This window comes from Rhodoferax sp. GW821-FHT10B06, assembly GCF_059415605.1.
In genome coordinates this window covers 152,881-165,131 of record NZ_JBWKNO010000002.1, presented here as the reverse complement: position 1 = coordinate 165,131, position 12,251 = coordinate 152,881, and the positions used below count along the sequence as shown (strand labels likewise).

General features: G+C 62.8%; 14 protein-coding genes. 7 read left to right on the top strand and 7 right to left on the bottom strand.

The window, feature by feature from the left end:
* Positions 1 to 3: 3 nt before the first annotated feature.
* The 6 genes from AC07O2_RS03555 to AC07O2_RS03530 form a co-directional block, all read right to left on the bottom strand.
* Positions 4 to 1,110 carry a DUF3616 domain-containing protein gene (locus AC07O2_RS03555; RefSeq protein WP_495074369.1) on the bottom strand — a complete coding sequence of 369 codons (1,107 nt, stop codon included), beginning with the start codon at positions 1,108 to 1,110 and terminating at the stop codon, positions 4 to 6.
* 83 nt (positions 1,111 to 1,193) lie between these two features.
* Positions 1,194 to 1,979, bottom strand: a complete 786-nt coding sequence (locus AC07O2_RS03550; protein ID WP_495074368.1) for a hypothetical protein — start codon at positions 1,977 to 1,979, stop codon at positions 1,194 to 1,196.
* A complete protein-coding gene (gene mmuM / locus AC07O2_RS03545) occupies positions 1,976 to 2,935 on the bottom strand; it encodes a homocysteine S-methyltransferase (protein ID WP_495074367.1) in 960 nt (319 codons plus the stop codon). The genes AC07O2_RS03550 and mmuM overlap by 4 nt, the downstream gene beginning before the upstream one ends.
* Before the next feature lie 16 nt (positions 2,936 to 2,951).
* The gene (locus tag AC07O2_RS03540) at positions 2,952 to 3,704 is read right to left on the bottom strand and encodes an amino acid ABC transporter permease (RefSeq protein WP_495074366.1); all 753 of its coding nucleotides are present in this window, start codon (positions 3,702 to 3,704) and stop codon (positions 2,952 to 2,954) included.
* A gap of 28 nt (positions 3,705 to 3,732) precedes the next feature.
* Positions 3,733 to 4,557: a basic amino acid ABC transporter substrate-binding protein gene (locus AC07O2_RS03535; protein WP_495074365.1), complete on the bottom strand. Its 825-nt coding sequence runs from the start codon at positions 4,555 to 4,557 to the stop codon at positions 3,733 to 3,735.
* Positions 4,558 to 4,667: 110 nt separating this feature from the next.
* Complete coding sequence (locus AC07O2_RS03530; RefSeq protein ID WP_495074364.1) at positions 4,668 to 5,579, bottom strand: LysR substrate-binding domain-containing protein; 912 nt, start codon at positions 5,577 to 5,579, stop codon at positions 4,668 to 4,670.
* Positions 5,580 to 5,757: 178 nt separating this feature from the next.
* On the opposite strand from AC07O2_RS03530, the gene AC07O2_RS03525 reads away from it, so the two are divergent.
* From AC07O2_RS03525 to AC07O2_RS03495, 7 genes are all read left to right on the top strand, one after another.
* Positions 5,758 to 6,417 carry a substrate-binding domain-containing protein gene (locus AC07O2_RS03525; RefSeq protein ID WP_495074714.1) on the top strand — a complete coding sequence of 220 codons (660 nt, stop codon included), beginning with the start codon at positions 5,758 to 5,760 and terminating at the stop codon, positions 6,415 to 6,417.
* A 36-nt stretch (positions 6,418 to 6,453) separates the two neighbouring features.
* Positions 6,454 to 7,482 carry an amidohydrolase family protein gene (locus AC07O2_RS03520; RefSeq protein ID WP_495074363.1) on the top strand — a complete coding sequence of 343 codons (1,029 nt, stop codon included), beginning with the start codon at positions 6,454 to 6,456 and terminating at the stop codon, positions 7,480 to 7,482.
* An 18-nt stretch (positions 7,483 to 7,500) separates the two neighbouring features.
* Positions 7,501 to 8,184, top strand: a complete 684-nt coding sequence (gene ligK, locus AC07O2_RS03515) for a 4-carboxy-4-hydroxy-2-oxoadipate aldolase/oxaloacetate decarboxylase (protein WP_495074713.1) — start codon at positions 7,501 to 7,503, stop codon at positions 8,182 to 8,184.
* A gap of 81 nt (positions 8,185 to 8,265) precedes the next feature.
* Positions 8,266 to 9,171 (top strand): amidohydrolase family protein, encoded by a 906-nt coding sequence (locus tag AC07O2_RS03510; protein WP_490592927.1) that lies wholly within the window; start codon positions 8,266 to 8,268, stop codon positions 9,169 to 9,171.
* 2 nt (positions 9,172 to 9,173) lie between these two features.
* A complete protein-coding gene (gene ligA / locus AC07O2_RS03505) occupies positions 9,174 to 9,617 on the top strand; it encodes a protocatechuate 4,5-dioxygenase subunit alpha (protein WP_495074362.1) in 444 nt (147 codons plus the stop codon).
* Between the two features lies 1 nt (position 9,618).
* Positions 9,619 to 10,485 carry a class III extradiol dioxygenase subunit beta gene (locus tag AC07O2_RS03500; protein WP_495074361.1) on the top strand — a complete coding sequence of 289 codons (867 nt, stop codon included), beginning with the start codon at positions 9,619 to 9,621 and terminating at the stop codon, positions 10,483 to 10,485.
* Complete coding sequence (locus AC07O2_RS03495; protein WP_495074360.1) at positions 10,486 to 11,448, top strand: Gfo/Idh/MocA family oxidoreductase; 963 nt, start codon at positions 10,486 to 10,488, stop codon at positions 11,446 to 11,448. It abuts the gene before it with no gap.
* 74 nt (positions 11,449 to 11,522) lie between these two features.
* Here the strand turns inward: AC07O2_RS03495 and AC07O2_RS03490 are convergent, their stop codons facing one another.
* A complete protein-coding gene (locus AC07O2_RS03490) occupies positions 11,523 to 12,191 on the bottom strand; it encodes a glutathione S-transferase (RefSeq protein ID WP_495074359.1) in 669 nt (222 codons plus the stop codon).
* Between the last annotated feature and the right edge of the window lie 60 nt (positions 12,192 to 12,251).

The following is a 12,251-nucleotide window of genomic DNA, read 5'->3' as shown; positions in this document are numbered from 1 at the left end:
AAGCTAGCGCGGCACGTCGAACGTCAGCGGCCCGCCATCGCACATGCCATCTGATAGCACCAGCAGTTGGTAGGCCTGTGGAGTCTCGGCCAGCAGGGTGATGGCTTCGGGTTTGAGTTCCTTGTCGCAACTGCGCAGCTTGACGGCGCGCAGGTCCAGTGTGGCCAGCACGCGGGGCGCCACTGGGCTTCTGCTGGGCCGGCCATCCCACCAGGATACGGTCCAGTCCACGCTGTTTTGGTGGCTGGGGTCGTCGTCTGGGCCGGCCAAGACCAGAAATCCGTCACTGACGGCCAGCATATCGCGTATGCCCAGGCCGCTGCCGAGCACCAGCTGTGTGAGCGCAGGGTGGCTATCGCCGCCCTGGAACAGCGCCTGCGCATCGACTGCCAACACGCCGGCCAGGCCGTCCTGGGCCGGCCCTCGGAAGCCGAAATACAGGCGCCCAGCATGTACTGCCAGGCCTTCGATGTTGATGCCGCGCTGGCCCTGCAGCTCGGGTGCATCGGGCGGTGGCTCGGCTCCCAGGCATTTGCGTTCGCCCACATGGGCTGCCAGGGTCGGCTGGGCCTGCAGGATGTCCCACAGGCGGCTGCTGTCGGCATAGCCGGCCAGGCTGCCATCGGCGGTGCGCAGGGCCAGGCCGGTGGCGGGGTCGCGTTGGAAGCGCAGCACGTGCCGGCTGTCGGGGTTGCTTTTGCAGCTGGAGCGCTTGGCCGAGTGCGAGCCGGTAACGTAGAAGTACTGGCCATCGGTGGCGGCGCCCTCGGCGTCCAGCTCGCCATCGCCGCTGCGCAGCACGATGGGCTCGGACAGCGGCTGCAGCTTGTTGTTGCCAAGTTTGGCAAAGCGCGCCTGCTCGCCTTCGTCAAACGCCATCAGGCATACGCGTTCCTGTGCGGCATTCAGGCTGCAAGCGATACCGCTGAGGGACTGGCGGGTTTTGACAGCCTTCTTTTTTGGCAGGTCAAACGCAAAAACCGGGTCGCTGCTCCAGAGAGCGCTGCTGGGGGCGATACGGGGTGCAACGTGGGGCGTGGTCTGGCCCATAGCGCTGGACAGCGCTACGGCCATGGCTGTGCAGGCCAGCAGGAGAGGGTAAGTGCGCATGGTTCGGGCTCCTGGTTTGCTATTGAATTAAGAGCTGTCTGCGCAGGTTTTATCTGCGCTGTAGCCATAAATCTTATGAATATTCAGAGGTCGCGAGCGGCAACGCGGGTCAGCTGTTCCAGCAGATCGCTGCGGTATTTGCGCCAGCGCGCATCGCGCACAAAGCGCGGCTGGGTGCCCAGCAAGTCCACGTCGGCATCGGCGGCCGGTGTTACCGATGGGTCGGCGCTGGGGCAAAGCCAGCGCATGGGCGGGCGTTCGCCACGCATTTCCTCCAGCGAGATGGCTTCCATCATGGCGATGGATTTGTCTTGCGCGCTCATGCGGTCGATCTTGGCTAGCAGCGGCTGCAGATAGGTCTGGGCGGGGTACCAGTCGATCAAATGCTCGGCCTTGCTGCGGTCGGTGCAACGGTTGCCGTCCAGCGTCAGCGCCAGCTTGGCGTGCAGGAAGAAGATGACAGCTTCCTGGCCAAAGTCGCCGTCCTGGTCGCGCAGATGGCTGAGCTCGTACGCGTAGGCAAAGGAGTAGCGGGCGTCTGCGTTCTGCGACAGGATGCGCCAGCGCAGCCAACTGGTATGGGCGAGCAACTGGCTGGCATTGCCGGTGTCGAGTGCGCCGACGATGTCCTGCAAAGGGGCTTTGCCGGTGACGGTGTCAGTTTGCTGGTCCAGCGCTTGCCAGATGGCCAGGACGGCGGTGTCGGAGCTTGTATCGTGCTGGGCCTTGGCCTGGGCGGCAGCTTCGCGCCAGCGGGGTATGGCGTCTTCTGTCTTGATGCGCTGGATTTGCTCGAAGTCCGCGGCGGGCGCGCTTGTGGCCGCGCAGCCCATCGCTGCGGCCAGCAAGAGCGCCGCGAGTGGGTTCACGTGGCTGCGGGTAAGGCCGTGTCGGCCCAGTGTTGTACCGCGGCAATATCGTCTGGCGTGGTGCGGCAGCAGCCACCGATCAGGCGGGCGCCTCGCGCATGCCAGCCGCGTGCCTGTTCGGCAAAGTGCGAGGCGCTGGGGTCGCCGTGCCACTGCTTGTGGGCCGCGTCGTAGTGCTCACCCGAGTTGGGGTACACCAGGATGGGCTTGCGGGTGCGCACATGCATCTGGTCCACCAGCGAGGCAATGTGCTCGGGGGCGGTGCAGTTCACGCCCACGGCAACCACCTGGTCAAAGTCTTCCAGCGAAGCTACGCAGTCGCCCAGCAGCTCGCCTTCGCTGGCGTGCAGGCCGTCGCGGCAAGAGAAGCTGATCCAGGCTGCCGCGCCCGGGAATTCTGGCAACAGGCGCGCAATGGCGCGGGCTTCGGCCAGGCAGGGAATGGTTTCGCAGGCCAGCAGGTCAGCGCCCGAGTTCACCAGCACCTGCAGGCGCGGGCGGTGGAAATCCATCAGCTGCTCTTCGCTCAGGCCGTAGTGGCCGCGGTATTCCGAGCCATCGGCCAGCATGGCGCCATAGGGGCCGACCGAGGCAGCGATCAGCGGCTTGATGCGGCCCACGCGGTTTGCGGGCTCGGCCCAGAAGGCGTCGCGTGCTTCCACGGCCAGGCGCACCGAGTCGCGCATCAGCTGGGCCGAAGCCGCCGTGTCGAAGCCGCGCTTGGCAAAGGCTTCAAAGGTTGCCTGGTAGCTGGAGGTGGTGGCCACGTCGGCGCCAGACACAAAGTAGTCCAGGTGCACCTGGCGTATGAGTTCGGGCTTTTCGATCAGCAGCTTGGCTGACCACAACGGGTCGTTCAGGTCGGCGCCGCGGCGCTCCAGCTCGGTGGCCAGCGCGCCGTCAAGTATCACCAGCGCGCGCCGGGCAAAGAAGTCGTCAAGGGGAGAAGTTTGCATGGTGGTGTGCGTATGTTCAGCGCCCGCGCGCATGCTCGGGCACTTCAAGTTTCTTGGCCAGTTTCGACAGGGTCCAGGTCAGTACCAGGTACATGGCCGAGATGGCCAGATAAGGTTCCCAATAGCGGGAATAGGCGCCGGCCACGGTGCGGGCGGCCATGGCCAGCTCCAGCAGGCCGATGGCGGACACCAGTGATGTGTCTTTGATCAAGGCCACGCTTTCATTCACCAGCGCAGGCACCATGCGCCGGAAGGCCTGGGGCATGACGATGTAGCGCATGCTCTGCCAGGGCGTCATGCCCAGGCTTTGCGCGGCTGCGGTCTGGCCGGTGTGGATGCTCTGGATGCCGGCGCGGAAGATTTCCGAAATATAGGCCCCGGCGTTCAGCGTCAGCGCCAGGGCGCCAGACAGAAAGGCGCCGTGGTTTTGCCGGAACTCGCGTGCCGCGTCACCGCTGAGCAGCCAACCGCCGTCCGGGTGCACCAGCACCGGCATCAGCGCAAAGTGCACCAGCAGAATCTGCACGAACAGCGGCGTACCGCGAAAGAAGGTGACGTAGGCGGTGGTCAGCGCGCGCAGCAGTTTCAGGCACCAGGCCAGCGGCCAGGGCGGGCTGGCGGGCAGCAGGCTGTTGGTGTTGACCAGGCCGACCGCCGCCCCCAGCAGCATGCCAGCCGCTGTGGCCAGCACGGTGAGCTGCACCGTCATCCACAGGCCTTCTGCGAACAAGGGGCCGTAGCCGGCCAGAATTTCCCAACGAAACTGCACTGCGCCCTCCTTGTCTATTTTTGCCCGCTTACTTCGCGGCAGACTTGAAGTACTGCTCGTAAATCTTCTGGTAGCTGCCGTCGGCCTTGATGTCGGCCAGACCCTTGTTGAACTGGCTTGCCAGTTCGGTGTTGCCCTTCTTGAAGGCCAGGCCATAGAACTCGGGCGCGAAGCTGGCGTCGCTGACCGACTTGAACTTGGCGTTGGGGTTGTTGGCCAGGTAGTGGATGACCACGCCGTTGTCGGCCACTACAGCATCTACGCCGCCAGCCGCCAGTTCGGCCAGGGCCAGGGGGGTGGATTCGAAACGCTTGATGTTGGGGCTGGTCTTGCCCAGCAGCTTGACTACGACTTCTTCGCCGGTGGTAGAGGTCTGCACGCCGATCTTGCTCTTCTTCAGGTCGTCCAGCTTGGCGACCTTGGAGGATTCGCTCACTGCAATCAGCTGGCTGGCTTCGAAGTAGGGCTCCGAGAAGTCCATGGTCTGCTTGCGTTCGTCGGTGATGGTGATGGCCGATGCCAGCACGTCGCGATCGCCTTGTGCCAGGGCGTTGAATGCGCCTTCCCAAGGCGTGCTGACGAACTTGACTTCCAGGCCGGCCTTCTTGGCGGCGGCGGTGGTCACGTCCATGTCGAAGCCGACGATGTCGCCTTTTTCGTTCTGGAATTCAAACGGCGCGTAGGTGGGGTCCGTGCCTACGGTCAGCACGCGGGCTGCGGGTGCCGGGCTGCTGGCAGCGGGCGCGGCAGGTGCGGCTGCTTCGGGCGCTGGCGCCGATTTTTGGCAAGCGCTGAGGAACAGGCCCACGGACAGGGCGGCGACGGTTTGGAGGAATTGGCGCTTGTAGGACATGGAATAAAAGGAATAAGGGCCGCACACAGGGCGGACTTGGGTTTTAGACAAGGGCTGGATTATGCGTGGGTTGTTACGTTTGTCCCGGCATATGCATATGCCTGTGAAGCTCAGTGCTGTGCGTTGACCTGTTCTACGGTGCGCCGCAGCAACTCCAGCGCGGCCTGCTGCGTCAGTGTGGACGGACGCAGCGAGCTGGTGGCCAGGGCCAGCTTGGTACGCAGGGCCGGCTGCTGGATGCAGCGCACGGTAAAGGCCGAGGGGCGGATGAAGCTGGCTACCGCGTTGCGCGACAGTACGGCGCAGCCCACGCCATCGGCCACCAGGTCCAGGATGGCGGCCACACCGTCGATCTCCAGCACCACCTGTGGGCGGCAGTCGATATTCGCCATTTCGGCTTCCACGTGCATGCGTATGGCATTCGGCCGGCTGGGAATGACCAGGGGCAGGGCGGCCACCTCGCGTAGCGTGATGGCGGCCGGTGGCGGGTCTTCCGGCAGGCCTGGCGGGCGGGCCTGCACCAACAGCAGTTCTTCCTCCATCAGCGGGCTGATATCCACTTCGGCACTGGGCTGGGCGTTGTACAGCACGGCAATGTCCAGCCGGCCGGCCAGCAATGATTCGTGCATGGCGACCGACAGGCCTTCTCGTATGGACAGGGCCGCGTCCGGCATTTGCTGGCGGAAGGCCCGCGTCAGGGGTACGGTCACCATGCGCGCCAGGCTGCTGGGCAGGCCAATGGCCACGCGCCCGGCCAGCGAGCCCCGCACCCGGCCCAGCTCTTCGCGGGCCCGCTGTACCTGGTGCAGGATGCCGCGCCCATGCTCTAGCAATAGTTTGCCGGCCTCGGTAGGCGCCGCGCCGCGCCCATTGCGCACCAGTAGCGTTTGGCGCAACTCCACCTCCAGCAGGCGTATCTGCCGGCTGAGTGCTGGCTGGGCAATGTTCAGCGCGGTCGAGGCACGGGTAAAGCTGCCCAGCTCGGCCACGCGCACAAAGTATTCGATCTGTTTTAAGTCCATGGTGTTGCTATATATGTGTATAGCTGGTCATTCATTATGCCGTTTTGCGATAACTGATAGTGGAGGCCCTGTCTTAACAAAGGCCTGGTACGGGTACAGAATGCCCGGCATGCAAAGCCAGATCAAGCCCATCGCCCCCATCGGCTCCTCCGCGCCGGCGCTGCGTGGCATCTCCTCCATGGCCACCCGCCAATTGCTGGCGGATTTGTTGGCCTTGTATGCCCAGCAGTCGGATGAAGGCATGGCGATTGAGTCCGTGGGCGGTGTGGACGCCGCCAAGCGGGTACAGGCCGGCGAGGCGTTTGACGCGGTTTTTCTGGCGTCTGACGCCATCGACAAGCTGATTGCCGCCGGCCACATCGACGCGCAAAGCAAGGTGAATCTGGTGCACTCCGGCGTGGCGGTAGCCGTGCGGGCTGGTGCGGCCCTGCCTGATATTTCCAGCGAAGACGCAGTGCGCAGCGCCGTGCTGGCGGCGGGCAGCATCAGCTATTCCACCGGCCCCAGCGGTGTGGCCCTGGTCAAATTATTCGAGCGCTGGGGCATTGCCGCAGCCATTGCCGACCGCATTGTCCAGGCGCCACCTGGCGTACCTGTGGGCGCGCTGGTGGCGCGTGGCGATGTGGAGCTGGGCTTTCAACAATTGAGCGAGCTAATCAATCTGGACGGCATCACCGTGGTCGGCCCGCTGCCGCCCGCGATCCAGATCACCACCACGTTTTCGGCTGGCGTGTGCACCGGCTCGGCCCAGGCGCAGGCAGTGCGCGATCTGCTGGCTTTCATGTGTTCGCCCCAGGCCGACGAGGCCAAGCGCCGCCAAGGTATGGAACCCGCCTAATTTCTTCTTTTCATTTATAGCAAGCAGGAGACACCCATGATCATCGATTGCCACGGTCACTACACCACCGCGCCCAAGGCGCTGGAAAACTGGCGTAATCAGCAAATTGCCGGCATCAAAGACCCGACCATGATGCCTAAGGTGTCCGATTTGAAGATCAGCGACGACGAACTGATCGAGACCATCGAAGCCAACCAGCTGCGCCTGATGCGCGAGCGCGGCAGCGACCTGACCATCTTCAGCCCGCGCGCCAGCTTCATGGCCCACCATATTGGCGACTTCAATGTGTCCAGCACCTGGGCCGCCATCTGCAACGAACTCTGCTACCGCGTCAGCCAGCTGTTTCCCGACAACTTCATCCCCGCTGCCATGCTGCCGCAAAGCCCGGGCGTGGACCCTGCGACTTGCATCCCTGAGCTGGAAAAATGCGTCAAGGAATACGGCAACGTCGGCATCAACCTGAACCCGGACCCCAGCGGCGGTCACTGGAATTCGCCCCCGCTGAGCGACAAGCACTGGTACCCCATCTATGAAAAGATGGTGGAGTACGACATCCCCGCGATGATCCACGTGTCCACCAGCTGCAATGCCTGCTTCCACACCACCGGCGCGCATTACCTGAACGCCGACACCACGGCCTTCATGCAGTGTCTGACCAGCGACCTGTTCAAGGACTTCCCCACGCTGCGCTTCCTGATTCCGCACGGTGGCGGCGCCGTGCCTTACCACTGGGGCCGTTTCCGTGGCCTGGCGCAAGAGCTGAAGAAGCCGCTGCTGGAAGAGCATTTGCTGAACAACATCTTCTTTGACACCTGCGTCTACCACCAGCCGGGCATCGACCTGCTGAACACCGTGATCCCGGTGAAGAACGTGCTGTTCGCCTCGGAAATGATTGGTGCGGTGCGCGGCATCGACCCGCAAACCGGCCACTACTACGACGACACCAAGCGCTACATCGAAGCCAGCAAGATACTGAGCAGCGAAGACCGCTTTCAGATCTACGAAGGCAATGCGCGCCGCGTGTTCCCGCGCCTGGATGCCGCCCTCAAAGCTAAAAACGCATAAGGAGCCAATATGACCGATATGAACAACCTGGGCATCGTCAAGCGCAACATCGTGCGCGCGGACAAGGCCGCCGTGGAGCGCCTGTCCAAGCTGGGCGTGGCCACCATCCACGAGGCCATGGGCCGCGTTGGCCTGATGAAGCCTTATATGCGCCCCATCTACAACGGCGCCAAGATCTGCGGCACCGCCGTCACCATCCTGCTGCAGCCCGGCGACAACTGGATGATGCATGTGGCGGCCGAGCAGCTGCAGCCCGGTGACGTGGCCGTGGCCGCCTGCACCACCGACAACGAAGACGGCTTCTTTGGCGACCTACTGGCGACCAGCTTCCAGGCGCGCGGCGCCAAGGGCCTGATCATCGACGGCGGCGTGCGCGACGTGGCGGACCTGGAAAAAATGGGCTTCCCGGTATTCAGCAAAGCCATCAACTCCAAGGGCACGATCAAGGCCACGCTGGGTTCGGTGAACGTGCAGATCGTCTGTGCTGGCGCCATCGTCAACCCCGGTGACGTGGTGATTGCCGATGTGGACGGCGTGGTGGTGGTGCCCGCTGCCATCGCAGCCCAGGTGGCCGACGCCGCCGAGAAGCGCGAGAGTTTTGAAGGCGAAAAGCGCGCCAAGCTGGCAGCCGGCGTGCTGGGCCTGGACATGTACAAGATGCGTGAGCCCTTGGAAAAAGCCGGCCTGCGCTACATCGACTAAATAAAGCATCAAATAGACCTGTGGCGCAGGTAATACCTGCGCAAGTAGCTATTGATTGCATAGCAAAAAAAGAGGACGTATATGGAATTCACCAAAACCCCAGGCTGGCTGGACTGGTACACCGGCCCCAGCAAACCCCGCTTTCAGTTGCCGGCTGGCGCGGTGGACGCGCACTGCCACGTGTTCGGCCCAGGTGACAAGTTCCCCTACGCGCCAGAACGCAAGTACACGCCCTGCGATGCGTCCAAGGAGCAGCTGTTTGCCCTGCGTGACCACCTGGGCTTTGACAAGAACGTGATCGTGCAGGCCACCTGCCACGGCAGCGACAACCGCGCCTTGGTGGATGCGCTCAAGGCGTCCAATGGCAAGGCCATGGGCGTGGCCACGGTCAATGAACTGGTGACGGACGCCGAGTTGCAAGAGATGCATGCCGCTGGCGTGCGCGGTACCCGCTTCAACTTCGTCAAGCGCCTGGCCGACTCCACGCCGCGCGAGGTGCTGCGTGAAATTGCCGCCCGCATCGCGCCGCTGGGTTGGCATGTGGTGATCTATTTCGAGGCTGTCGATTTGCCCGAGTACTACGATTTCTTTACCAGCCTGCCCACCACGGTGGTAGTGGACCACATGGGCCGCCCAGACGTTACCAAGCCGGTGGACGGCCCCGAGTTCGCCCTGTTCGTGAAGATGATGCGCGAGCACAGCAATATCTGGAGCAAGGTCAGCTGCCCCGAACGCCTGAGCGTCAGCGGCCCCAAGGCCCTGAACGGCGAGCAGCATGCTTACCAGGACGTCGTGCCGTTCGCCAAGCACCTGGTGGAAACCTTCCCTGACCGCGTGTTGTGGGGCACCGATTGGCCCCACCCGAACCTGAAGGACCACATGCCCGACGACGGCTTGCTGGTGGACTACATCCCACAGATTGCGCCCACCGCTGAGTTGCAACGCAAGCTGCTGGTGGACAACCCCAACCGCCTGTACTGGAGCTAAATATGTCGTTAGACAAACCCTATCTGGACGTGCCCGGCACTACCATTTTTGATGCCGAGCAAAGCCGTAAGGGCTACCACCTGAATCAGTTCTGCATGTCCTTGATGAAGGCAGAGAACCGCGAAAAGTTCAAGGCCGATGAGCGCGCCTATCTGGACGCCTGGGCCATGACCGAGGACCAGAAGCAGGCCGTACTGGCCCGCGACCTTAACCGCTGCATTTCCCTGGGCGGCAACATTTACTTCCTGGCCAAGATTGGCGCGACTGACGGCAAGAGCTTCCAGCAGATGGCGGGCAGCATGACCGGCATGACCGAAGAGGAATACCGCAACATGATGGTCGGCGGTGGCCGCTCCGTGCAGGGCAACCGCGTGGTCGGTGAAGACGGCGACGCCCAGGCGCATCGCCAACCGCAAGGTTCTGCGGGCAAAAAAGGAAACAACTGATATGGCCAAAATTACCGCCAGCGTTTACACCTCGCATGTCCCCGCCATCGGCGCGGCCATCGACTTGGGGAAAACGACCGAGCCTTATTGGCAGCCCCTGTTCAAGGGCTATGAATACTCCAAGCAGTGGATGAAGGACAACACGCCCGACGTGATCTTTCTGGTCTACAACGACCACGCCACGGCCTTCAGCCTGGACATGATTCCGACCTTTGCCATCGGCACCGCCGCCGAATACCAGCCCGCCGACGAAGGCTGGGGCCCGCGCCCCGTGCCCAAGGTTATCGGCCACCCCGAGCTGGCCGCTCACATTGCGCAGTCAGTGATCCAGCAGGACTTTGACCTGACCATCGTCAACAAGATGGACGTGGACCACGGTTTGACCGTGCCGCTGAGCCTGATGTGCGGCCAGCCCCCCGCATCCGATTACCGCTGGCCTTGCCCGGTGATTCCGTTCGCTGTCAACGTGGTGCAGTACCCGGTGCCATCGGGCCGCCGCTGCTTCGAGTTGGGTAAGGCCATTCGCAAGGCGATCGAATCGTTCGACAAACCGTTGAAGGTGCAGATCTGGGGCACGGGCGGCATGAGCCACCAATTGCAGGGTGCGCGCGCCGGCCTGATCAACAAGGAGTGGGACAACGCCTTCCTGGACCGCCTGATCGCCGACCCCGATGGCTTGGCCAGCGTGCCGCACATCGACTATGTGCGCGAAGCCGGCTCCGAAGGTATCGAGCTGGTGATGTGGCTGATTGCCCGCGGCGCCATGGCTGATGTGGCCGGTGGTGCAGCGCCCACTTTGAAGCACCGATTCTTTCATGTGCCAGCGTCGAATACGGCGGTGGGACATCTTATTTTGGAGAACAACTAAATGGCTAAGACTATTAAAGTCGCCCTGGCGGGCGCTGGCGCTTTTGGCACCAAGCATCTGGATGCAATCAAGCTGATCGACGGCGTGGAGGCCATTTCGGTTATTGGCCGCGATATGGACAAAACCCGCGAAGTCGCCACCAAGTACGGCATTGGCCACGTGACCGACGACCTGGCCGAAAGCCTGGCCTTGCCCGAGCTGGATGCCGTGATTCTGTGCACGCCCACGCAAATGCATGCCGCCCAGACCATCCAGTGTCTGCAAGCGGGCAAACATGTGCAGGTGGAAATCCCTCTGGCCGACAGCCTGGCGGGTGCCGAAGAAGTCGTGGCTCTGCAAAAGAAGACCGGCCTGGTGGCCATGGTGGGCCACACCCGCCGCTTCAACCCCAGCCACCAGTACGTTAACCAGCAAATTGCGGCCGGCAAGTTCAACATCCAGCAAATGGATGTGCAGACCTATTTCTTCCGTCGTACCAACACCAATGCGCTGGGCCAGGCACGGAGCTGGACCGACCACCTGCTGTGGCACCACGCGGCCCACACAGTGGACCTGTTCGCCTACCAGTGTGGCAGCCCCATCGTGCAGGCCAATGCGATCCAGGGCCCGATCCACCCGGTGCTGGGTATTGCGATGGACATGTCCATCCAGCTGAAGGCCGCCAATGGCGCGATCTGCACGCTGTCGCTAAGCTTCAACAACGATGGCCCGCTGGGTACTTTCTTCCGCTACATCGGCGACAGCGCGACCTATATCGCCCGCTACGACGACCTGTTCACCGGCAAAGATGAAAAGATCGACGTGAGCCAGGTGGCCGTATCCATGAACGGTATCGAGCTGCAAGACCGCGAGTTCTTCGCCGCCATCCGCGAAGGCCGCGAGCCCAATAGCAGCGTGGCCAAGGTGCTGCCGTGCTACCAGGTGCTGCACAAGCTGGAGCAACAACTCAACGCAGTCGCTTGATTTGCTATTGAAATAGTAGCTGCCTGCGCAGGTTTTATCTGCGCTGGTGGCCTATTCCTTATAAATCGCTGGATTCAGCCCAGTGTGAACGGCCCGCCTTTTTCCAGCGCACGCTGGTAGGCGGGCCGTTCGTGTATGCGGGCCAGGTAGGCCATCAGATTCGGGCGGCTGCTGTCCAGGCCTCCGCGGGCTTGCGCGGCCTCGATGGGGAAGCTCATCTGGATGTCGGCCCCGCTGAACTCGGCGCCTGCGAACCACAGGCTTTTGCCCAGCTCCGCTTCCATGAAGTCCAGATGGGTTTTGAGTTGCGGCAGGATGAAGCTCTTTTTTACGTTCCCGCTGATGGCCTTGGCAATGGGCTTCACGAAGAATGGCATCTTGGTGTTCTCGATCTTGTCGAAGATGAGCTTGAGCAGCAGGGGCGGCATGGCCGAACCTTCGGCGTAATGCAGCCAGTAGCGGTAGCGTAGACGATCCGGCGTGCCGACAGCCGGGGCGAGCCGGCCCTGGCCATGCTGTTCGATCACGGTCTCCACAATCGCGCCCGATTCGGCCAGCACCGTGGCGCCATCGGTTAGCACCGGCGATTTACCCAGGGGGTGCACTGCGCGCAGGCTGGCCGGCGCCAACATGGTTGTGGCGTCGCGTTGGTAGCGCTGGATTTGGTAGTCCAGGCCCAGTTCTTCCAGTAGCCACAGCACGCGCTGCGAACGGGAGTTGTTCAGGTGGTGCAAGGTCAGCATAGAACTCCGGGTTGTTGTCATGGCAAATGCACAGCGAATTCGGATAATCCGCCAAGAATT